Source organism: Mesorhizobium sp. M7D.F.Ca.US.004.01.2.1 (assembly GCF_003997785.1).
Lineage (GTDB): Bacteria > Pseudomonadota > Alphaproteobacteria > Rhizobiales > Rhizobiaceae > Mesorhizobium > Mesorhizobium loti.
The window spans coordinates 1-20,590 of sequence record NZ_RZRQ01000086.1; the positions used below are offsets into that span (position 1 = coordinate 1).

Annotated in this window: 22 protein-coding genes; 12 read left to right on the forward strand and 10 right to left on the reverse strand. The window is 63.8% G+C overall.

All coding sequences use genetic code 11. From position 1 onward, the window contains the following. Positions 1-208 (reverse strand): NmrA family NAD(P)-binding protein (locus tag EN993_RS14505; RefSeq protein ID WP_127263799.1); only part of this gene is annotated, 208 nt, incomplete at its 3' end. Further along, on the reverse strand, positions 205-387 hold the full coding sequence (locus tag EN993_RS14510) for a DUF1127 domain-containing protein (RefSeq protein WP_127263801.1): 183 nt from the start codon (positions 385-387) through the stop codon (positions 205-207). The genes EN993_RS14510 and EN993_RS14505, both read right to left, overlap by 4 nt. Before the next feature lie 217 nt (positions 388-604). Here EN993_RS14510 and gcvA point away from each other — a divergent pair, with 217 nt between their 5' ends. Then, positions 605-1,516: a transcriptional regulator GcvA gene (gene gcvA, locus EN993_RS14515; RefSeq protein ID WP_127263803.1), complete on the forward strand. Its 912-nt coding sequence runs from the start codon at positions 605-607 to the stop codon at positions 1,514-1,516. A 296-nt stretch (positions 1,517-1,812) separates the two neighbouring features. On the opposite strand, the gene EN993_RS14520 is transcribed toward gcvA, so the two are convergent. The 3 genes from EN993_RS14520 to EN993_RS14530 are packed head-to-tail and all read right to left on the reverse strand — an operon-like array spanning position 1,813 to position 3,700. After that, positions 1,813-2,025, reverse strand: coding sequence for a 4-oxalocrotonate tautomerase family protein (locus tag EN993_RS14520; protein ID WP_127263805.1), 213 nt, complete (start codon positions 2,023-2,025; stop codon positions 1,813-1,815). Between the two features lie 30 nt (positions 2,026-2,055). Further along, positions 2,056-2,952 (reverse strand): SDR family oxidoreductase, encoded by an 897-nt coding sequence (locus EN993_RS14525; RefSeq protein ID WP_109661399.1) that lies wholly within the window; start codon positions 2,950-2,952, stop codon positions 2,056-2,058. Positions 2,953-2,959: 7 nt separating this feature from the next. Continuing rightward, positions 2,960-3,700 (reverse strand): SDR family oxidoreductase, encoded by a 741-nt coding sequence (locus EN993_RS14530; RefSeq protein WP_127263807.1) that lies wholly within the window; start codon positions 3,698-3,700, stop codon positions 2,960-2,962. A gap of 103 nt (positions 3,701-3,803) precedes the next feature. Between EN993_RS14530 and EN993_RS14535 the strand changes: the two genes are divergently transcribed. Next, on the forward strand, positions 3,804-4,697 hold the full coding sequence (locus EN993_RS14535; protein WP_127263808.1) for a LysR family transcriptional regulator: 894 nt from the start codon (positions 3,804-3,806) through the stop codon (positions 4,695-4,697). 180 nt (positions 4,698-4,877) lie between these two features. On the opposite strand, the gene EN993_RS14540 is transcribed toward EN993_RS14535, so the two are convergent. Next, positions 4,878-5,315, reverse strand: coding sequence for a VOC family protein (locus EN993_RS14540; protein WP_127263810.1), 438 nt, complete (start codon positions 5,313-5,315; stop codon positions 4,878-4,880). A 307-nt stretch (positions 5,316-5,622) separates the two neighbouring features. Between EN993_RS14540 and EN993_RS14545 the strand changes: the two genes are divergently transcribed. The 7 genes from EN993_RS14545 to EN993_RS14575 all read left to right on the forward strand — a co-directional run bounded on the left by EN993_RS14545 (position 5,623) and on the right by EN993_RS14575 (position 14,372). Beyond that, positions 5,623-8,226, forward strand: coding sequence for an EAL domain-containing protein (locus EN993_RS14545; RefSeq protein ID WP_206532370.1), 2,604 nt, complete (start codon positions 5,623-5,625; stop codon positions 8,224-8,226). 128 nt (positions 8,227-8,354) lie between these two features. Continuing rightward, positions 8,355-9,194: a LysR family transcriptional regulator gene (locus EN993_RS14550; protein ID WP_245468814.1), complete on the forward strand. Its 840-nt coding sequence runs from the start codon at positions 8,355-8,357 to the stop codon at positions 9,192-9,194. 197 nt (positions 9,195-9,391) lie between these two features. Continuing rightward, positions 9,392-9,994, forward strand: a complete 603-nt coding sequence (locus EN993_RS14555; protein ID WP_245468818.1) for an NAD(P)-binding domain-containing protein — start codon at positions 9,392-9,394, stop codon at positions 9,992-9,994. Between the two features lie 154 nt (positions 9,995-10,148). After that, positions 10,149-11,126 (forward strand): glutathione S-transferase family protein, encoded by a 978-nt coding sequence (locus EN993_RS14560; protein WP_127263814.1) that lies wholly within the window; start codon positions 10,149-10,151, stop codon positions 11,124-11,126. Continuing rightward, entirely contained in the window at positions 11,126-11,722 is a 597-nt protein-coding gene (locus tag EN993_RS14565) for a dienelactone hydrolase family protein (protein WP_127263816.1), read from the forward strand. The genes EN993_RS14560 and EN993_RS14565 overlap by 1 nt, the downstream gene beginning before the upstream one ends. Positions 11,723-12,059: 337 nt before the next feature. Further along, positions 12,060-13,628: an FAD-dependent monooxygenase gene (locus tag EN993_RS14570; protein ID WP_127263817.1), complete on the forward strand. Its 1,569-nt coding sequence runs from the start codon at positions 12,060-12,062 to the stop codon at positions 13,626-13,628. A 90-nt stretch (positions 13,629-13,718) separates the two neighbouring features. Next, positions 13,719-14,372 (forward strand): glutathione S-transferase family protein, encoded by a 654-nt coding sequence (locus EN993_RS14575; RefSeq protein WP_127263819.1) that lies wholly within the window; start codon positions 13,719-13,721, stop codon positions 14,370-14,372. Between the two features lie 65 nt (positions 14,373-14,437). Here the strand turns inward: EN993_RS14575 and EN993_RS14580 are convergent, their stop codons facing one another. Next, positions 14,438-14,791 carry a hypothetical protein gene (locus EN993_RS14580; RefSeq protein ID WP_109661393.1) on the reverse strand — a complete coding sequence of 118 codons (354 nt, stop codon included), beginning with the start codon at positions 14,789-14,791 and terminating at the stop codon, positions 14,438-14,440. Positions 14,792-14,908: 117 nt separating this feature from the next. After that, complete coding sequence (locus EN993_RS14585) at positions 14,909-16,531, reverse strand: ABC-F family ATP-binding cassette domain-containing protein (RefSeq protein ID WP_127263821.1); 1,623 nt, start codon at positions 16,529-16,531, stop codon at positions 14,909-14,911. 261 nt (positions 16,532-16,792) lie between these two features. On the opposite strand from EN993_RS14585, the gene EN993_RS14590 reads away from it, so the two are divergent. Beyond that, the gene (locus EN993_RS14590) at positions 16,793-17,104 is read left to right on the forward strand and encodes a hypothetical protein (protein WP_164757661.1); all 312 of its coding nucleotides are present in this window, start codon (positions 16,793-16,795) and stop codon (positions 17,102-17,104) included. A gap of 48 nt (positions 17,105-17,152) precedes the next feature. On the opposite strand, the gene EN993_RS14595 is transcribed toward EN993_RS14590, so the two are convergent. Then, a complete protein-coding gene (locus EN993_RS14595; RefSeq protein WP_245468816.1) occupies positions 17,153-18,271 on the reverse strand; it encodes a transporter substrate-binding domain-containing protein in 1,119 nt (372 codons plus the stop codon). A gap of 260 nt (positions 18,272-18,531) precedes the next feature. Between EN993_RS14595 and EN993_RS14600 the strand changes: the two genes are divergently transcribed. Then, positions 18,532-19,083 (forward strand): hypothetical protein, encoded by a 552-nt coding sequence (locus EN993_RS14600; protein ID WP_127263825.1) that lies wholly within the window; start codon positions 18,532-18,534, stop codon positions 19,081-19,083. Between the two features lie 101 nt (positions 19,084-19,184). Next, the gene (locus tag EN993_RS14605) at positions 19,185-19,814 is read left to right on the forward strand and encodes a glutathione S-transferase family protein (protein WP_126069826.1); all 630 of its coding nucleotides are present in this window, start codon (positions 19,185-19,187) and stop codon (positions 19,812-19,814) included. Between the two features lie 5 nt (positions 19,815-19,819). Here EN993_RS14605 and EN993_RS14610 read toward each other — a convergent pair whose 3' ends face one another. Continuing rightward, positions 19,820-20,419, reverse strand: a complete 600-nt coding sequence (locus EN993_RS14610; protein ID WP_127263827.1) for a YdeI/OmpD-associated family protein — start codon at positions 20,417-20,419, stop codon at positions 19,820-19,822. Between the last annotated feature and the right edge of the window lie 171 nt (positions 20,420-20,590).

Here is a 20,590-nt window from a genome sequence, read left to right on the forward strand (position 1 = left end):
CGCCTGCGGCGCGGACAAGGCTGTCATAGTCGTCGAGATCGCCGACATGGATTTTAGCGCCGAGCTCCTTCAGCGGGCGCAGCCGCTCTTCATTGCCGGCTGTTGAGGGCCGGACCAGGACATGAACATCATTGCCATTGCGGGCGCTGGCCTTCGCCATCTCGCCGCCGAGAAGCCCCGTCGCGCCGATGATCAGGGTGCTGGTCATATCGCCCTCCCATTGCGCAGGATGGAACCGTCCCAGTCGCGCTCCAGGCCGATGTCGTGCAAGCGATGGTCCGAAAAGCGCGCAACCCGGCGCAGCATGCGGCGGCACTCGACGACTGCCGAGGTTCTGAGTGCGAGGCCGCTCATCGCGGCGCTGATGGATTCGAGGGTCGGGTTCATTGTTCGTCTCCTGTGTTTGCCTGGGCGCAAGCGTGCCGACGCCGTCCGCAGGGGGACGAGCATGACGATTGCTCACACTGTTTCTGGTCGTTCAGCGCAGCGACGAGATCGAAAACCCGATCTGGATGCGCTGCTGCATCCATAGATTGGACATTTCCGGGCTGGACGACAAACGACTCTTTGTGCAGGATTTGTGAGTAACGCTCACAGGTGGATCATGCCGCGCAGACTGCCGCCCCTCACCGCCCTGCCCGCCTTTGAAGCCGCTGCCAGGCATCTGAGTTTCTCGAAGGCGGCGGGTGAGCTCAACGTCACCCATGGCGCGGTCAGCCGCGCCATCCGCAACATCGAGGACAGACTGGGCATCCAGCTTTTCGATCGGGGAACGAGGTCCGTGCGCCTGACCTTGGTAGGCGCCGCCTACGCGTCGGAAGTCAGGAAGGCGCTGGACCAGATCGCCGCCGCCACCATCGCCGCCACGCCCGACCGCACCACGGGCATCTTGAATGTCAGCACATCGGACGGTTTTGCCGGCCGCTGGCTGGTGCCGAGGCTGCATCGCTTCCACCGCGCCAACACGGATATCGACGTGCGGCTGTCGACCTCAGGCGTGCTTTCCGATTTCGTCAGCGACGGCATCGACATCGCCATCCGTTACGGCAAGGGCGGCTATGCCGGGGTGACAGCGGAATTTCTTGCCGATGAAGAGGTCTTCCCCGTCTGCAGCCCGGAGTTGCTGCAAGGCGAACATCCGTTGCGCCTGCCCGGGGATCTCAGGCATCACAAACTGATCCACGACGCCTTTCGCATCGACTGGGCGACATGGCTGCAACACGCCGGCGTTGGCGACGTCGATCCCAAGCGCGGCGTGCGCTTCGATTCCGCCACCTTTGCCGTCGAGGCCGCGGTGCATGGCGAAGGCGTGCTGCTCGGCCGAAGTGCGCTGGTCTCGGCCGATCTGGTGGCGGGGCGGCTGGTCCGGCCCTTCGACCTCGCGCTGAAATCCGCCTCGCGCTACTACGTCGTCTATCGCGATGGCGCACTGCGCCAGAAAAAGATCAAGGCGTTCCGCGACTGGCTGTTTGCTGAAGTGGCCGCCGACTGGATTGGTGCGACGAGGAACGGTTGAACCCAGGTCCTGCAGAGTTTTCGCCAGCACCCCCACCCGGACCTTCGGTCCGACCTCCCCACAAGGGGAGGTAGGGAGCCCAGCTTTTCCCGCATTTCCATAGGAGCGCCGTCCCGCGTGCTGGCAGGGGATTCCTCACCCTCCCCCTTGTGGGGTTCCGAAGGACGGGCGAGACCCGTGGCTCGCCCCGGCAAGTCGCTGCGAAGCAGCGGGGTGGGGTCCGCGCTGCGTTGCAAGGCTTGGGTTTCTCGCGCCCGGAGGGCGGGAAGGTCCGAAGGAGGTCGCTCGCCTCTGCGCTACTCCTTGGCGCGATAGGCTTCCGGCACGACGAACACTTCGTCGGCCCGGCCATAGCCGCCGTCGGCGACCTCCTCCACCAGCACCATCGTGTAGGGGCGCACACCCTCGCCGAAGAAGTCGACGAACATGGCCGTGGTTCGATGGATGAGGTCTTCTTTTTGCGCCTTGGAGAGAGCGGCCTGCGGCATCTTGATGTTGGCGAATGGCATGATCGTTTTCCTGTCTCTTGAGGGTGGATTTCATGCTTTGGGATGGAGCAGGTCGGCAAGGCCGATCCGTTCCAGGAGTTGCGCGCGCACACGGTCGGCAACGCCGTTGACGATCGCGGCGCCATCGTCGGACGGGTCGACGTGGACGCGCAGCGGTCGGTTTCCCCAAGGCATCGCCACGAGATCGACGATTGCCGCCGCGATATCAGCCGGATCGGCATCCGCCGGCTCCAGTGCCGCCAGCCCTTTCAGCGCCTGCTGATCGACACCGGCATAGGGACCGGACCAGTAGGCGCCGGCGCGCTCGGCATCGGTGGGTGCCGCCGCATTGTGGAAATGCTCGGTGCCCTTGGTGAAAGCGCCCGGCACGACGATGGTCGTTTCGATGCCGAAGCGGGCGAGTTCCAGCGCATAGCTCTGCGCCAGCGCGTCCATGCCGGCCTTGGCCGCGAAATAGGGCGCGAGGAACGGTGGCGTGCCGCCGCGCGTGCTGCTCGAACCGACCCAGATCATCTGGCCCCGGCCGAGAGAACGCATATGCGGTAGGGCCGCGCGATTGACGCGCTGCGTGCCGACGACGTTTACGTCATAGAGCTGCGCCAGTTGCTCGGGCAAGAACGCCTCGGTCGGTCCGAACCCCATGTGCCCGGCGTTGTGGATCAGCACGTCGAGCTGGCCGGCCTCGCTGAGGATCAGCCGGACCGCCGCCTCGGCCGAAGCGTCCGAGGTCACGTCGAGCGCGATCGGCTTGAGCGCCAGGCCCTCGTCGCGAGCGAACTTTTCCATCTCGGCTGCCGCCACGCCGCCACGCGCCAAGGGGTCGCGCATCGAGGCGTAGACCGTGTGGCCCGCTCCAGCCAGGGCGCGTGCGGTCATCGCGCCGAAGCCGCTGGAGGCACCGGTGATCAGGATTGTCTTTTGCATGATTATCTCCTCAGACCACGCCGCCATTGGCGCGGATGATTTGTCCGTTGACCCAGAAGCTGTCCGGCCCGGCCAGGAATGACACCAGCCCGGCAATGTCGTCAGGCTGGCCAAGCCGGCCGAGCGGGATCATCTTGCCGATGGCCTCGATCTGCGCCTCGCTCTTGCCGTCCGTGAACAGGGCGGTCTCGATCGGTCCGGGCGCCACCGCGTTGACGGTGACACGGCGCGCGCCAAGCTCCTTGGCCAGGATGTGGGTCATCGCCTCGACGCCTGCCTTGGTGGCGGCGTAGACCCCGTAGCCCGGCTGGTAGAGGCCAACGACGCTGCTCGAGAAATTGACGATGCGGCCGCCGTCGCGAATCCGGCGCGCACCTTCCCGCATGCCGCGGAACACGCCGCCGAGATTGATCGCGATCTGCGTGTCGAACGAAGCATCGTCGGTCTGCGCGATCGGCGACGTTTTCATGATGCCGGCATTGTTGACGAGGATATCGATGCCGCCGAACGCCTTCTCGCCGGCGTCGAAAAGTGCCGCGAGGCCATTCGGATCGGCGATATCGGCCTGAACGGCGATCGCCTTGCCGCCGCCGGCTTCGATGCTGCGCACAAGCTCTTCGGCCTCCGCGCGTCCCCGTGCATAGTTGACGACGACGGCGACGCCGTCGCGGGCGAGTCGCTGTGCGATGGCGGCGCCGATGCCCTTGGAGGCGCCGGTCACGATCGCCGTTCTGGTTTGGTTAGATGTCATGGAAGTGTCTCCGTGTTGTTGGTGACACGGATATAGGCCAAGCCGCATTCCGGATAATCAGCCTCCTATTGACATCACTATTCGGAAACTGCGAACAAAGGCCATGGATCGACTGGACACGATGCGGCTGTTTGTTCGCGTTCTGGAGCGGCGCAGCTTCACCGCTGCCGTGGCCGATCTCGGCCTGCCGCGTTCAACCGCGACGGAAGCGATCCGGCGGCTGGAAGTGCATCTCGGCGCGCGGCTTCTGGAACGAACGACACGGCAGGTGAACGCCACGCAGGCCGGCGAAGCCTACTATCGGCGCTGCCTGTCGATCCTGGCCGAGATCGAGGACGCCGAGGCCGCCTTCCGCAACGCCGAGCCTTTCGGCCTGCTGCGCATCGACGCCAGCACGCTGCTCACCCGCACGTTCCTTTTGCCACGCCTGCCGCAGTTTCTCGCCCGCTATGTCAGGATCGACCTGCAGATCGGCCAGAGCGACCGGCTGGTCGATCTCGTGCGCGAAGGCGTCGACTGCGTCATACGCGTCGGCGAGCCGCCCGACAGCGGCATGATCATGCGCCGCCTGGCTGTCATCCGCGAGATCACCTGCGCCAGCCCCGCCTATCTCGAACGCCACGGCACGCCCGCCTCCCCCGATGCGCTCGATGGCCACCAGGCGGTGGGCTTCGTCTCGTCGCGTACCGGCGAGACCCTTCCGTTCGAATTCACCGTCGCCGGCAAGACCGTTGAGGTCAGGCTGACGGGGCGCGTCGCGGCCAACAATTCCGACACCGCCGCCGATCTGGCGCGGCTTGGCCTCGGCCTCATCCAGGCGCCGCGCTATCGCTTCGAGAAGGATCTGGCCGATGGGACGCTGGTCGAGGTGCTGGCCGACTACCCGCCATCGCCGACGCCACTGTCGGCGCTCTACCCGCAGAACAGGCAGCTGTCGCCACGCCTTCGCGTCTTCCTCGACTGGGCATCGCGCATCTTCGCCGAGGCGGATCTTTAGAGCAGGTCCATTAAAGGCTGCTGACGGCGGCTTTCGCGGGCGTCCCGGCCCGGGCTGACGACCTAATCGTGCTTAGCGAGAACGCGGCGGACCGTGGAGGGATGGACCTCGAACAGGCGGGCCGGCCTCGGACACGCTCGCCGACATTGGTCACTCCTGCCATTTGTCTTCGTATTGCGCTCAGCTGAGTTCTTGGGCGAGTCCGATGAGAAGCCCTCCAGGCCCACGGATGTAGCAGAGCCGATACGCGTCTAGATACTGCACGACTTCACCGACGAGCTGCGCGCCGCGCCTGCGGAGCCTTTCAAGCGTCTCGTCGATGTCGTCCACAGTGAACATGACCCGGAGGTAGCCTAGGGCGTTGACCGGGGCGTTCCGGTGATCTTCGACGACAGGCGGCGTGAGGAAACGGGAGAGCTCGAGCCGGCTGTGGCCGTCCGGCGTGCGCATCATGGCAATCTCGACATGCTGATCGCCCAGTCCAGTGACACGTCCGGCCCACTCTCCTTCGATCGTGGCCCGCCCTTCGAGCTCGAGGCCGAGATCGCGAAAGAAATCAATCGTCCCTCCGAGGTCTTCGACGACGATTCCAACGTTGTCCATCCGCTTGAGCGCCATATTTCCAATCTCCAGGGTGTCGTTCCAATCTACAAGGTGTCGCCCAGTCTAACAACGGACGCTTGAGGTGCCCCCAACACCGATTGATGATGACATGTGGACGTGCGGTCGTGTCCACATGCCCACAATTCTGCGAGCCGTGATAGCCACCGGCCGAACAGAAATGCCAGCATTAGGCTGATGCTGAAACTTCCCGCCAGCCTGGAAGGGCAAATTTAAGCGTTTGCTACTAGATTCGGCGGACGGGCTATTGTTCAGGAGAGGTATTCGGGTCGAATTGGTTACAACGGAACTCAGTCTCGGCCGCGTGAGACAGGCCGTTTTTTCTTCCGCCAATTTGCCGGCGGCGATTGCTTTTGTCGTGCTTTTGGTCTGCGCCGTCTTTGCCGACCAGCAGAACAGCAGGGTCTCGGATCAGCTGGCGCGCGCCGATGTGCTGGCCAAGGTCAACATCATCCGCGCCAAGCTCGAAGGCAACATAGGCGGAAATCTCCAGCTTGTTCAGGGGCTTGTCTCGGCCATCGTTACGGAGCCCTATATGGGCCAGCAGAGATTTGCCTCGCTCGCGGGCAATCTGTTCCAGCAGAAATCGCAATTGCGCAACATCGCCGGCGCGCCCGACCTCGTCATCTCGCTGATGTACCCGATGCAAGGCAACGAGAAGGCGATCGGGCTCGACTATCGCAAGAACGAGGCCCAACGCATGGCAGCGCTTCGGGCGCGCGACCAGCACGTGCTGGTGTTTGCCGGGCCGGTCGATCTGGCGCAAGGCGGGCGCGGCTTCATCGGGCGCATTCCGGTCTTCGTGCCGACGGCGGGCGGCGGCAGCCGCTTCTGGGGCATCGTCTCGGCAGTGGTCGATGTCGACCGGCTCTACGCGGCGAGCGGGCTGACCAACTCGGAACTCGACATCGATGTCGCGCTCACCGGCGCGGATGCGCTCGGCGGCGGCGGCAAACGTTTCTTTGGCGGCGACAATGTCGTGGCCGGCAACCCCGTGTCTGCCGATGTGCAGCTGCCTTCAGGCTCCTGGCGGATTTCGGCCATACCCAAGGGTGGCTGGCCGGCCGCTCCGAAGAATGAGTGGCTGCTGAGGGCGCTCATGGCGCTCGCTGGCGCGCTGGTGGTGCTGCCTATCCTCGTTGCCGGGCGGCTGTTCGGTGAAAGGCAGAAACACTATGCCGAGCTGAGACGCCTGTCCGGGCGCCTGGAGCTGGCGCTGGAAGCCTCGGGCATCGGCGTTTGGGAACACGACCTCGCCACCAACGAAATGGTGTGGGATGACCGCGTCAACGAAATCTACGGCAAGCCAGCCGACGGCAAGCCACGCGGTTATGATGACTGGGCGCAGACCATCCATCCCGAAGACATCGAGCGGGCCAAGCGGGACTTCGATTCGGCCGCTGCGAAAAAAGGCCTCTACTCCTCACAATACCGGCTCCTGCGCCCCGACGGCACGGTCCGCCATGTGCGCACGCGCGCCAGTTTCTTCCAGGATATCGACGGCACGCCAAAGCTGATCGGCGCCGAATGGGACGTGACCAGCGACGTGCTGCTCAACGAGACCCTTGTGCGCGAGCGCCAATTGACGGAATCGAAGAACGCCGAGCTTAATCTTGCCAAGGCGCATATCGAGCATGCGGCACTGCACGATTCGCTCACTGGCCTGCCCAATCGCCGCTATCTCGATGAGCTGCTGGCCGAAAATGGCGAACCCGACCGCCACACGGCGCTGCTGCATCTCGACCTCGACCGCTTCAAGCAAATCAACGACACGCTCGGCCACGCCGCCGGCGATGCCATGCTGATGCATGCCTCGAATGTCATCAAGGCCAATGCGGACGCAGCCGATTTCGTTGCGCGCATCGGCGGCGACGAGTTCGTCGTGGTGAGCCATGGGCTTGACGACGACCAGCTCTCGGCGCTCGCCGACCGCATCATCGAGGCGATGCGCCAGCCTGTCGACTATCGCGGCCATCCGTGCCGGTTCGGAGTGAGTATCGGCATTGCCGCCAACAGTGGCGTCGATGCCAGGCAACTGCTCGTCAACGCCGATCTCGCGCTCTACCGGGCGAAAAGCCGAGGCCGCAACCGCTACGAGTTCTTCAACGAAGAGCTGCAGAGCGAGATCGTGCGGACCAAGCAGATCGCCGATGAGATCCTGGGCGGGCTGGAGCGGAACGAATTCATCGCCTACTACCAGCCGCAGTTCGACGCCAGGACGCTCGAGATCGTCGGCGTCGAGGCGTTGTCGCGCTGGAAGCATCCGCAACGCGGCATCCTGGCCCCCGACGCCTACCTGAAGGTGGCCGAAGAGCTCAATGTCGTGGCGTTGATCGACCGCATCGTCCTCAAACACGCGCTGGAGAATTTCGAGCGTTGGGCGCACAGCCATCTCAACATCCCGCGCGTGTCGGTCAACGTCTCGGCCAGGCGCCTGGAGGACAAGGACTTGATCGAGGGCCTGCGCAAGCTCGCCATCAAGCCGGGAACCGTATCGTTCGAGCTGGTGGAGTCCATCTTCCTCGACGAGAACGATGATCTGGTCACCTGGAACATCGAGCACATCAAGGATCTCGGCATCGATATCGAGATCGACGATTTCGGCACCGGCTATGCCTCGATCGTCTCGCTGCTCAAGCTGCGGCCGCGCCGCCTCAAGATCGACCGCCAACTGATCACGCCCATCACCGGCTCGATGGCGCAGCGGCACCTGGTGGCGTCGATCATCGAGATCGGCAAATCGCTCGGCATCGAGGTGGTTGCCGAAGGCGTTGAGACGATGGAGCATGCACGCATCCTGAAAGAGCTCGGCTGCGATATCCTGCAAGGCTACTTTTTTGGCCGCCCGATGGAGGCCAAGGCCTTCAAGGCTTTCGCCCAGTCGCGCAAATGGCTAGCCGCGGGCTAATTTGTCCGCTTCGCGCCGATCGCCATCGAGAAACTCGTCCAAGATCCGACCGTATTTCATAAAACCCTTCGCACTGTTTGCGATTATGGTGGGTGCTCAAAGAGTCTCCGCGCTTGAGGTTCCCCAGTATGGACAGACTGGCATGCGACCGGATGTTCGTCGCGGTCATTGAGCGCCGCAGCCTGTCCGGCGCGGCGCAAAAGCTCGGCGTGAGTTCGGGCCAGGCGTCCAAGCTGGTTTCCCGGCTCGAGGAAGAACTGGGCGTGCAGTTGCTCCACCGCACGACCCGCTCCGTATCGCCCACGGAAGCCGGCCGCGCCTATTTCGAGCGGATCAAAGGCCTGCTCGAAGAAATGGACGAACTCGATTCCACCATCCGCAGCGCTTCTGGGGAACCGCGGGGGCGGCTGGTCATGTCCGTGCCGATTACTTTTGGCACCCAGGTCCTTGCGCCGCTTTTGGCCGAATTCGCGCGGGCGCATCCGCTGATCGAGCTCGACGTGTCGTTCTCCGATCGCATGGTCAATCTGGTGGAGGAAGGTTTCGACCTTGCCTTGCGCATCGGCACCTTGCGCGACAGCAGCCTCATTGCGCGAAAGCTTTGCCCGATCCGGCTGGTGACGACGGCAGCATCATCCTATCTCACGGCATTTGGTGCTCCGGATCGTCCCGAGGACGTTGCCGGACACGCCTGCATTCTCGACACCAACTTCGCCGACGGGGCCAGCTGGCGTTTTGCCCACGGCTTGACGGTGCCAATCCGCGGCCGGCTGCGCTTTTCCAACGCCGAGGCCTGTGCGGCCGCGGCTGCGATCGGTCTGGGTCTGGTGCAGGGTCCGAGCTTCGTCGCCGGCGAGCGCATTCGGAGCGGCCAGCTCATTCCGGTGCTGGCGACCACGAGGCCGACCCGATGGCTCTCTGGGCCGTCTACACCACCGGCCGGCACCTGGCGGCCAAGGTGCGGGTGATGGTGGATTTCCTGGTCTCGCATTTCCAGGACAGCCCGCCCTGGGACCAAGGTTGGTAGACTTTCCATTTTGGAAGAAATCTTCTGCAATTTTGCTGGATAATAATCGATCCGGAACAGATGCATATTCCCGTCATCGCCGCAGGGCAAAGCTGACAGGAGCACAGAACATGACACTCGCAATCATCGGTACCGGCAATATGGCCAAAGGCCTCGCCACGGTCTTTTCACGCGCCCGGCAACGCCGTCGTCTTCGGTTCGCGCGATCCCTCGGAGGCCGCTTCGGTCGCCGCTGGCTTTAGCGGCACCGTCTCCGCCGCCTCGATCCCGGATGCCGTGGCCAAGGCCGACATCATCTTCCTCGCCGTGCCGTACAGCGCCGCGGCCGAAGTGGTGAAGGCGGCTGGCGACCTGGCGGGCAAGATCGTCGTTGACCTGACCAATCCCATGAAGGCCGATTTTTCCGGCCTGGCCATCGGCTTTTCGACCAGCGCCGCGGAAGAAATCGCGCGGCTCGCCCCGCGGGCCAAGGTGGTTAAAGGCTTCAATACGCTGTTTGCCTCGGTGCTGCAGAATGGCGGCCAGGTCGCCGACATCCCGGCAACGGTACTGCTCGCAGGCGACGACGCCGACGCTGTCACCGAGGTCGAGGCGCTGGTGAATTCAGCCGGCCTCAAGGCCATCGTCGCCGGTCCCCTGGCAGCGTCGCGCAACATTGAAGCCGTGGCCGCTCTCAACATTGGGCTCGGCTATGGCCAGGGCAAAGGCACCAATATCGCTCCGACCTGGGTCGGCATCTAATAACCCAGGCACTCATCGCTCCCCGGCGACGATGGCCGGAGAGCGACATAAGGCAACAAATAGCAAGCCGCGACGCGTCACTTGATATCGCCCAAGTGACGCGCCGCTGCACCCGTGGACAATCCCCCGGCGATTGCGGTGAAGGACGAAGACTATGCTCATTGAAGGAAAATGGACGGCCAACTGGCAGCCGGTGCAGGCCACCGATGCCAAAGGCGGCTTCGTTAGGCAGATTTCCGGCTTTCGCAACTGGGTGACGCCCGACGGCAGCGCCGGGCCGACGGGTGATGCGGGCTTCGCCGCCGAAGCGGGCCGCTATCATCTCTATGTCGCGCTCATCTGCCCCTGGGCATCCCGCACGCTGATCGCGCGCAAGCTCAAGCGGCTCGAGGACGCCATTTCCGTCAGCATCGTCAACCCTCACCTGGATGATGAAGGCTGGGCGTTCGGCGGCTATCCCGGCACTGGACCGGACGACATAAACGGTGCCCGCCATCTGCATGAAATCTACACCAGGGCCGACCCGCTCTATACCGGGCGGGCCACCGTGCCGGTGCTTTGGGACAAACAGCTGGGCACCATCGTCAACAATGAGAGCGCTGACATCGTGCGCATGTTCAATTCAGGCTTCGGTGACCTCGCCAGCGGGCCGGATCTCTATCCTGCACCGCTGCGGGCCGAGATCGACGCGCTCAACGCCGATATCTATCCGCGGCTCAACAACGGCGTCTATCGCGCCGGCTTCGCCACCACTCAGATCGCCTACGAAGAAGCCTTCGACGATGTGTTCTCGATGCTGGAGATCCTTGAGGCCCGGCTCGGCAAAGGTGGCCCCTTCCTCCTCGGCAACGCCCTTACCGAGGCCGACATCAGGCTGTTCGTCACGCTGGTACGGTTTGATGCCGCCTATCATGGCCTGTTCAAATGCAATCTGCGGCGCCTGGTCGACTATCCGGCGCTGAGTGCCTATCTGGCCGCGATTCTGGCCGTGTCGGGCGTCGCTGAGACCGTCAGCATCGAGCACATCAAGGCCGGCTACTATTCGATCAAGGCTCTCAACCCTAACGGCATCGTGCCGAAAGGGCCCGACCTGCCGGGCCTCGCACCCGTCTCCGTGACAGGCCAGCACTGATGGATCGCGGCCTGGTCATTCTTTTGCACGGCGTCGGCAGCAACGGCGCCAATATGGCAGCGCTTGGGCGGGCGCTGGCACCCGCACTGCCCAGCTTCGTCTTCGAAAGCCCCGATGCGCCAGGCGGCAGCGGCCCGCGCCGTGAGTGGTTTAGCGTCATCGGCGTTACCGAGGTCAATCGGCCGGAGCGCGTCGTTGCGGCGCGGCCCGGCTTTGACGCGGTCATCGCCAATCTGATCGAGCAACATGGATTTTCGAATGCCGTTGACCGCGTTGTGCTACTGGGGTTTTCCCAAGGCTCCATCATGGCGCTCGACGCACTGGCCAGCGGGCGCGGGCCTGTCGGGGCGGTGGTCGCTTTCTCGGGGCGGCTGGCGTCCCCAGCGCCGCTTGTCCCTGCAACCGGCGCCCCATTGCTCCTGATTCACGGCGGCGCCGATCCGGTCATGCCGTCAAGCGAGAGTGTGCGAGCGGCGGAGCTGCTGACGGCGGCCGGTGTCCATGCCAGGACGTCGATTGAACCCGGTCTGGGCCACCAGGTTTCGAACACCGGCCTCGCCGAGGCGGCCAGGTTTCTCAATGAGGTGCTGAGTTGACCGTCCAACCGCCCGACGACCGGACGGCAGCCAAGCGAAAGGCGGCTTTCGGGCAGTCAATGTTTGGGCCGATGGCACTACCCTCTTCACCACCGCCACCCGTTGCGGATCAATCGCCACATCGTTATATAGCCCGTGTCGGAAAAGGCAGACTTGGTTTGGTAAGCCCAAGTCCTTTCGCAGGCGAAATCCTTCGCCAGGGAAAGCTCTGGTCTTTGGCTTCGTGCACGAGATCCCCACGACGAACATCGGACGCTTGCCAAGCGTTCAATCGTTCGTCCGTGTGGTGCTCAAGCTTGAGGAACGCTCCGGTCGAACATCGACCAAGGAGTCTTCCATGTATGAGCGACATTCCCCTCTCTATGACGTCGTAATTGCCGGAGCCGGTCCCGTCGGCTTGTTTCTCGCCTGCGAACTGCGCCTCGCGAACCTCCGGGTCCTGGTGCTGGAGCAGGCCGAGGACCCGCGCTCCCCGTTGAAGCGGCTTCCGTTCGGCATGCGTGGCCTGTCAGCGCCCACTCTTGAAGCTTTCCACCGTCGCGGGCTGCTGAACGACATCGCGGCGCCGCAACGCACGAAAGACGACGCGGGCAGCGCTTCGGCTGGCGCCCATTGGATGCAGCAGGCGCGCCGCCCCGGCGGCCATTTTGCCGGCATCCAGTTCTACCACGACAGCATCGATGCCTCGAAGTGGTCGTATCGCCTGCCAGGTCCGGCCGGCACTAGCATGGCGATCGAGATGGAGACCCTCGAAGCCGCCCTGGCCGCCCGCGCCGGCGCGATGGGGGTCGAGATCAGGCGCGGCGTCGGCGTCGAAGACCTCGACCAGTCGGACGAGGACGTGACCGTTCGCGCCGGCGGCAAGACTTTTCGCGGACGCTGGCTCGTCGGTTGCGATGGCGGCCGCAGCACGGTTCGCAAGGCTGGCGGCTTTGAGTTCGTCGGCACCGATCCCGAATTCACCGGCTATTCCGTCGAGGTCGAGATGGCCGATCCCGACAAGCTCAAACCGGGCCGCCACTACACGCCGACCGGCATGTATACTTACGCGCCGCCCGGGGTGATCGCGATGGTCGATTTCGACGGCGGCAGGTTCCACCGAACCCAGCCGGTCACGCTTGACCGGGTGCAGGCAGTGTTGCGGCATATTTCCGGCACCGACGTCACGGTGACGGCGCTCCGGCTGGCCACCACCTGGACGGATCGAGCCTACCAGGCGACCGCTTACCGCAAGGGGCGGGTGCTGCTCGCCGGTGACGCCGCGCACATCCATTCCCCCCTGGGTGGCCAGGGACTCAATCTCGGGCTCGGCGACGCGATGAACCTCGGCTGGAAGCTGGCTTCAACGATCCGTGGCGATGCGCCCGCCGGTCTGCTCGACAGCTATTTGAACGAACGGCATCCAGTGGGAGCGCAGGTCCTCGACTGGTCGCGCGCCCAGGTCGCGCTCATGCGGCCGAGCCGGAGTTCGCGTGCGCTCGAAGCCATCATCCGTGATCTCGTCGACACGCGCGACGGCGCGACATACTTCGCCGAGCGCGTCTGGGGCGTCTCTCTCCGCTACGATCTTGACGGCAGCCACCCACTGGTGGGCCGCAGCGCACCGGACTTCGAGCTGGTCGACGGGACGAGGCTGGGAGAACGCCTCAGGAACGGGCAAGGCCTGCTTCTGGGCTTCGACGTCAGCCCTCCCCTTCAGGCGCTTGCAAGCCGCTGGAGCGGGCGGATCGCCTATGCCGCAAGCGACGCCAAGGATCGGCTCGGCTTGAGCGCTGTCCTCGTGCGCCCCGATGGCTTCGTCGCCTGGGCCGCTGACGCTGAGCCTGACCTGGAGGGAGCTGCGCAGGCCGCATCGCGGTGGTTTGGCGAACCCGAAAAGGTTCGGCACGCGAAATCCCATGGCTAAAACGAGGTAAGGTGTCGGGAGTAGCGCCGGTCGTTCGTCCTCTGGAGGCAAAGCCAAGAACTGGACACCTGACAACCCCGGAGCTTTCCAATGACTGCCACCATCACAGCCTTTGAACGGTCGCCCGATGGCGGCAAGGGACTGGCGCGTGATACGCGCGTTCGCTGGGCGCTGGAAGAAGTGGGCCAACCCTACGAGGTTCGTCTTGTTTCGTTCAGGGCGATCAAGGAACCCGCACATCTGGCGCTTCATCCTTTCGGGCAGATTCCGACCTACGAAGAAGGCGATCTCGGCTTGTTCGAGTCAGGCGCGATCGTGTTCCATATCGCGCAGCACCATGCAGGCCTGCTGCCGGACGACGCGAATGCCCGGGCGCGTGCGATCACATGGATGTTCGCCGCGCTCAGCACGGTGGAGCTGCCGATCCTTGAGCTCGCAACCGCCAGGATCCATGAGGCCGACAGGTCCTGGACCGCGCAACGCATGCCTCTCGTCGAGGATCGCGTCCGTAACCGGCTTGGCCAACTTTCCCGTCGCCTTGGCGATGCCGACTGGCTCGATGGCACGTTCAGCGCCGGCGACCTGATGATGGTGTCGGTGCTGCTCCGGTTGAGAGCCTCGGGTATCCTGGACGACTATCCGAACCTCTCCGCCTATGTCGCCCGCGGCGAAGCGCGGCCCGCCTACAAGCGTGCCTTTGAGGCGCAATTGGCGGTCAACGCCGGCAAGCAACCGACCGGCTGATGCGGGCCTTTCTGAGAGCCCTTCGCTGGCACCTCCGCTTCGTCGCGAAGGAGACTGTCGCGTGACTATGGATATTTCTGATTTACCCTCGCAGGGTTCAAATCGCCCTGCAGCTCCTGCGGCAGCGGTAGGCTTGAGCATTGCAAGTGCACCTCGCGGGCGACCAACTTTCGTTGCTTCTGCTCGTGCTCCTTGACGGCTGCCAGTATCCCCAACCCGTACGGGCCAAGCGCGACGAATGCCCAACCCGGGTGCTGTTTTTCGCGAGCGTCGTAGTCCAAAGCCGCCGCCCTGGCTTGCTGGCATTGCGGCGACGCCCATTTCTGGTCCTGCTGCGAAAGCGACGCCCCATAATCGACCGGAGAGGTCGCGCATCCAGCAACTGTCGCGGCCAATGCGACGGTCATGGCAATTCTCATCCCGAAGCCCTTCCTAAGCATTGTGGAGAGTACACAGAACTCTTCTTCCCACAAGCAGATCGCCGCGATGCTTGGACACCGACCGGATGACCGTCGTGGGGCAATAGCCGCAGGTCCTTAGCTCCTCAACCCCGGCGCTTCCTGCCCGGTGCGCTCGACATATTCCGTATAGCCGCCGCCATAGGTGTGGATGCCTTCGGGCGTCAGCTCCAGCACGCGGTTGGAAAGGGCTGCCAGAAAGTGCCGATCGTGCGAGACGAACAGCATGGTGCCTTCATACTGCGAGAGCGCGGTGATCAGCATCTCCTTGGTGGCGATGTCGAGATGGTTGGTCGGCTCGTCCAGCACCAGCAGGTTGGGCGGGTCGAACAGCATCAGTGCCATCACCAGCCGCGCCTTCTCGCCGCCTGACAGAACGCGGCACTTCTTCTCGATCTCGTCGCCGGAAAAGCCGAAGCAGCCGGCAAGTGCCCTGAGCGGCGCCTGACCGGCCTGGGGGAATGCATCTTCCAGCGTCTGGAACACGGTGCGCTCGCCTTCCAGCACTTCCATGGCGTGCTGAGCGAAATAGCCCATCTTCACGCTAGGCCCCCGCGCGACCGTGCCGGTGTCGGGGTCGGAAGCGCCGGCGACCAGCTTCAGAAGCGTCGACTTGCCGGCGCCATTGACGCCCATGATGCACCAGCGTTCGCGGCGGCGGACCTGGAAGTCGAGCCCCTCATAGATGGAGCGGCTGCCATAACCCTTGTGGACGTTCTTCAGCGTGACCACGTCCTCGCCGCAGCGCGGCGCCGGCTGGAAATCGAAGGAAACGGTCTGGCGGCGCTTGGGCGGCTCGACGCGGTCGATCTTATCCAGCTTCTTCACCCGGCTCTGCACCTGGGCGGCATGCGAGGCGCGTGCCTTGAAGCGCTCGATGAAGGCGATCTCCTTGGCCAGCATGGCCTGCTGGCGCTCGAACTGCGCCTGCTGCTGCTTGTCGGCGATGGCACGCTGCTGCTGGTAGAATTCGTAGTTTCCCGAATAGGCGGTCAGCGAACCGCCATCGATCTCGACCACCTTGTTGACGATGCGGTTCATGAACTCGCGGTCATGCGAGGTCATCAGCAGCGCGCCGTCATAATTCTTCAGGAAGGATTCCAGCCAGATCAGGCTTTCCAGGTCGAGATGGTTGCTCGGCTCGTCGAGCAGCATGGCGTCGGGCCGCATCAGCAGAATGCGCGCCAGCGCGACGCGCATCTTCCAGCCGCCAGAGAGTTTTCCGACATCGCCGTCCATCATCTCCTGCGAGAAGCCGAGACCGTCGAGCACCTCGCGGGCGCGGCCGTCGAGCGCATAGCCGTCGAGCTCCTCGAAGCGGTGCTGTGCCTCGCCATATTTTTCGATGATCTCGTCCATCTGGTCGGCCTGGTCGGGATCGGCCATGGCCGCCTCGAGCGCTGCCATTTCAGCCGCGACTTCAGAGACCGGACCGGCGCCGTCCATCACTTCGGCGACAGCGCTGTGGCCTTCCATGTCGCCGACATCCTGGCTGAAATAGCCGATGGTGACGCCACGATCGACCTGCACCTGGCCTTCGTCGGGCTGCTCCTGGCCGGTGATCATGCGAAACAGCGTCGTCTTGCCGGCGCCATTGGGGCCGACGAGGCCGATCTTCTCACCCTTCTGCAGGGACGCCGACGCTTCGATGAAGACAAGCTGACGGCCGTTCTGCTTGCTGATGCTTTCCAGTCTGATCATGCGGTTTCCGGGGCTGAGCCTGCGATGAAAGGATTTGCCCGGCGCCTTACGCGAAGGATGGCCGCAAAGGAAGAGGCGCAAGCGCCGCAGACCGCGGAACGCTCTTCCTTCTCCCTTGTGAGAGAAGGGAAAACCCGCCAGACACACTCCAGAAACAAGATTCAACACTCCGGAAAAACTGGCGAAAAAATCCCCTGTCATAACCATCCCCGCGGCGGCCGAAGCGGGCCGCGGCACAACGCCAAGGGATGGTCCCGAAACATGCAACGACGTTCGACCGGATGGATAGGGGCCCTGACAGGCATTTCGCTTGCCATGCTTGCGGTCGCGCAGCCGGGTGCGGCAGCGGCGGTTACCCGAAGCGAATATTGCAGCCGGCTCGGTCTTCAACTCGACGGGGCCATTCAAACGAAAGCCGACCCCGGAGCCAACGCCAGGGAGATCGCCGAGGCAACCGCGCTCCAGGACAAGGCGAACCGGTTTTGTGCCGAGCGCAAGCAGGCACAAGGCATCAGGACCTTCGCCAACGCCCTGAAGCTTCTTGGAGTGACACCGGTCGACCTGAACCAGTGAACGACAGCCGTCAACTCTTGCGCGTCACGGGCGCAGGTTCCCGCCGGGCTACTTTTCGCCCAGATACTGGAAAACGGCCTGCTTCCACCAATCGCTTTCGACGGTCTGTAGCAAGGCGACATCGAGTGGCTTGCGCAACGGGCTGCCGAGCGGCAGCGCCATAGCATATTGCTGGTGGTCGAAGGTCGCGTCGAGAACTTGGAGGCTCGTCGCGTAGTTCTGCCCCACCAGCCAGCTAAGCAGTGGTTTGTCGTGAACCAGCGCATCGATCTTGCCGGCACGCAGCGCATCGAGGCCTTCCTTGACGGAGGCAAAATCCTGATGGCGTATCTGGGTCGAATCCAGATAGGAGGCCGTCGACGAGCTCTGCACCGCGCCGACCCTGACCGCGGCAAGATCGCCCTCGCCCTGCACCATTCCTTCCATCTGCGTTATCGTCAGCACCGATGTGACGCCCGCAGTAAACACCGCGATCGCAATGATCGATCCCATCATCCAGATCGCGGCCAGCACCCGTCCCGGCACGGTGCGCGGGCCGAAGTCGCCGGTGCTGGCCTGTGTCGCGGCGATAGTCGACCACCACATGCTGGAAAACAGGCCCTTGGCGATGCCGCCACCGAAATCGTCATTGTGCCGGCGTTCGAACATCCAGATCAGAACGCCGACGACGACCGATATGACGATCAGCGCCAGTACCGCCTGCAGGAAGCCGAACGAGGTCAGCGCATGCAGCACCGGCCGCCAGGACGGTTGATTGTTGAGCGGTGTCGCGATGCCGAGCCCGGTCGAGAAAAAGGGTTGCGTGAAATCGACGGCCTTTTCGCGGTCGGCAGTGACCGTGATCGCGGCCATCGCCACATCGAACCTGCCGCTGACAATGCCATCGATCTGGTCCTGCACAGTCGGCACTTCGGCATAGCGGAAGCGAAGATTGAGCCGCCCTGCCATTTTCTGCCAGAGGTCGATGCTCAATCCGGACCAACTGCCGTCCTGCAGCTTGAACGCGAAAGGCGGTGCCTCCTTTATCCCGACCGATATTTCTTTTGAAGGCAAGGCCGAGGGCGAAGCCGGGTCGGGCGAAGTCTGGGCAAGCGTGGCGCCGGCTCCGACACACACGGCGACGACAGTGAGAACGAGCGCCATCGTCCACGAAGCAATTCTTCCCAACGGCAACGACTCCCAGCGCCTGCCGCCCAACCATCGCGGCTTTCGAGAGGGTAGCCGCCGTGCCGTCCTTCGTCCACCGGCGATGGCGGCGCCCACCGCCCGACGCACAATGGCCATACTATTATTCCTCGTGAAAACAGCAGTTTATGGCAATCTAGCGATTCAGACGCTGAGAAGTCTCATGCGTGTCAGCTCGACTCATGGCGCCGCGGCCGCTAACAGTCCGGTCCAATTGACACGATGCGGGATAACGGCCTGCGATGCTCAAGCTTGATCTCCTGGCGCTGTTGCTGACGCCCGGACCAACCAACATCCTCCTGGCCTTTTCGGCCGTTTCGTCCGGGATGCGGCGCACGCTGCCTATGCTGGGTGCGGCCGTGCTTGCCTATATGGCGATTACCCTTGCGGTTGCCGCAATTGTCGCCCTGATCCCGGCGGGCAACCAGATCGAACTGCGGACCGGCGTGAGGATCTGTGCGGTGCTGTGGCTGCTCTGGCTCGCCTACAGCGTCTGGACCACGAAGGACGACGGCGTCGAGATCCGGCTGGTGACGGTGAGGCAGGTTTTCGCCACCACGCTCATCAATCCCAAGGCGATGATCGTCGCCATGCTGGTTCAATCCGAGGGCATGACAGCCCAGCTTCTGACAACGATCGCGGCTCTGGTCGGTCTTGCGGGAGCGGCCTGGCTCGTCGTCGGCCTGGCGGTTCGCCGCAGCGGTTCAAACCTGCTCAGCCAGCGGTCGCTGCGACAAGCCAGCGCCATCTGCCTTGCCGGCTTCGGTATCATCCTTGCCGGCAGTAGCTTTTAGCGCCGGCCTCGCACCGGCGTCCGATGCCCCGCGCAGGAATCGGGTGGCGGGCGGCGGGGCCGCATGCGAAACGCTAGCCCCTCGCCGCAAAAGGATGGGCCATGCTCACGCTCCACGACTATTTGCCATCGCAAAATGGCTGGAAAGTCCGGGTCCTCCTCGGGCTGCTCGACATCGCCTATGACAGTCGCCTTGTCTCGATTTTCGAGGGCGAGAGCCGCACCGACGCCTTCCTTGCTCTCAACCCGGCGGGTGCGGTTCCCGTGCTTCAGCTCGAAGACGGCAGCGCCATCGCCGAATCCAATGCGATCCTCACCTACCTCGCTGAAGGGACGCCCTTTCTGCCGGCGGACCGCTTTCGGCGCGCCAAAATCATGCAGTGGCTGTTCTTCGAGCAATACAATGTCGAGCCGGTCATCGGCTCGCTGCGCTTCTGGACCTTGACCGGAAGGCTCGAGCGCAACCAGGGCATGGTTGCGGGCAAGCGCGAAGCCGGGGCCCGCACCCTCGCCGCACTCAACCGCAGCCTTGGCGATGCCCCGTTTCTCATTGGCGACGATTTCACGATCGCGGATATCGCCGTCTATGCCTACGCCCATCGCGCCGAGGATTGCGGCTTCTCGCTGACGGGCTATCCGGCTTTCGCCGCGTGGACTGGCCGCGTGCGCGACGCCATCGGTTCTGGCCATCCGGTCCATCCCTACAGCATCGATCCGCACTCGGGCGCCTGAGGGGCTTACTTCCTGCCCTGCGGATGGATCGTCTCGCCACGCTTCAACATCGCCACAAAAGTCTCGATCTTCTTCTTGCGCCCGGCCTCGGTCTTCATGTTGTGGGTGCGGAAGGCGAGCGCGAAGCGGTTCTGCGCGCTGAGCTTTGCCAGCATCGCCTTCGCCGCCGGCTCGGCATCGATGGCAGCCTGCAGGTCATCGGGGATTTTCATCTCCTTGCCGCTGCCGTAGGCGCGCGCCCAGCGCCCGTCGGCCTTGGCCGCCTCGACCTGTTTCAGCCCATGCTCGGTCATGCGGCCCTTCTCGACCAGCCGCGCGACGTTGTCGATGTTGATCAGGCTCCAGATGCTCTTCCTGCCGCGCGGCGTGTAGCGCTGCAGGAAACTCTTGTCGTCCAGCCCCTTGCGCACCGCATCGATCCAGCCGAAGCACAGCACCACCTCGATGGCTTCCTTGGGCGTGATCGACTTCAGTCCCGACCCCGCCTTGTGCACCTTGATCCACACTTCGCTTTCCGTGGCGTGGTGCTTGCCGAGCCAGGCGTGGAAGCTGGCGGGATCCGGAAACTCGTGGACTTTGTCGGGATCGACTTTGACCGGCGCCATCAGTTGGCCTGCCTGTTCGGTGTCGCTCGCGCCATCATGTCCCCTGTCTTCACTGTCATCCCGCCTCCGGCATCATGCCCATCGTCATCGACCAGAATGGCACGAGTCGCTGTCAGTTTCCGGCAGCAAACTTGTCGGGCGCGTACGGCGTACCTTCGCGCCCCCTCGACC

Bases quoted from the DNA above. Each gene is read 5' to 3' on its own strand.
- EN993_RS14510 (WP_127263801.1), bottom strand. From the start codon at position 387: ATGAACCCGACCCTCGAATCCATCAGCGCCGCGATGAGCGGCCTCGCA.
- gcvA (WP_127263803.1), top strand. From the start codon at position 605: ATGCCGCGCAGACTGCCGCCCCTCACCGCCCTGCCCGCCTTTGAAGCC.
- EN993_RS14520 (WP_127263805.1), bottom strand. From the start codon at position 2,025: ATGCCATTCGCCAACATCAAGATGCCGCAGGCCGCTCTCTCCAAGGCG.
- EN993_RS14530 (WP_127263807.1), bottom strand. From the start codon at position 3,700: ATGACATCTAACCAAACCAGAACGGCGATCGTGACCGGCGCCTCCAAG.
- EN993_RS14535 (WP_127263808.1), top strand. From the start codon at position 3,804: ATGGATCGACTGGACACGATGCGGCTGTTTGTTCGCGTTCTGGAGCGG.
- EN993_RS14540 (WP_127263810.1), bottom strand. From the start codon at position 5,315: ATGGCGCTCAAGCGGATGGACAACGTTGGAATCGTCGTCGAAGACCTC.
- EN993_RS14550 (WP_245468814.1), top strand. From the start codon at position 8,355: ATGGACAGACTGGCATGCGACCGGATGTTCGTCGCGGTCATTGAGCGC.
- EN993_RS14560 (WP_127263814.1), top strand. From the start codon at position 10,149: ATGCTCATTGAAGGAAAATGGACGGCCAACTGGCAGCCGGTGCAGGCC.
- EN993_RS14565 (WP_127263816.1), top strand. From the start codon at position 11,126: ATGGATCGCGGCCTGGTCATTCTTTTGCACGGCGTCGGCAGCAACGGC.
- EN993_RS14570 (WP_127263817.1), top strand. From the start codon at position 12,060: ATGTATGAGCGACATTCCCCTCTCTATGACGTCGTAATTGCCGGAGCC.
- EN993_RS14575 (WP_127263819.1), top strand. From the start codon at position 13,719: ATGACTGCCACCATCACAGCCTTTGAACGGTCGCCCGATGGCGGCAAG.
- EN993_RS14580 (WP_109661393.1), bottom strand. From the start codon at position 14,791: ATGAGAATTGCCATGACCGTCGCATTGGCCGCGACAGTTGCTGGATGC.
- EN993_RS14585 (WP_127263821.1), bottom strand. From the start codon at position 16,531: ATGATCAGACTGGAAAGCATCAGCAAGCAGAACGGCCGTCAGCTTGTC.
- EN993_RS14590 (WP_164757661.1), top strand. From the start codon at position 16,793: ATGCAACGACGTTCGACCGGATGGATAGGGGCCCTGACAGGCATTTCG.
- EN993_RS14600 (WP_127263825.1), top strand. From the start codon at position 18,532: ATGCTCAAGCTTGATCTCCTGGCGCTGTTGCTGACGCCCGGACCAACC.
- EN993_RS14605 (WP_126069826.1), top strand. From the start codon at position 19,185: ATGCTCACGCTCCACGACTATTTGCCATCGCAAAATGGCTGGAAAGTC.
- EN993_RS14610 (WP_127263827.1), bottom strand. From the start codon at position 20,419: ATGGCGCCGGTCAAAGTCGATCCCGACAAAGTCCACGAGTTTCCGGAT.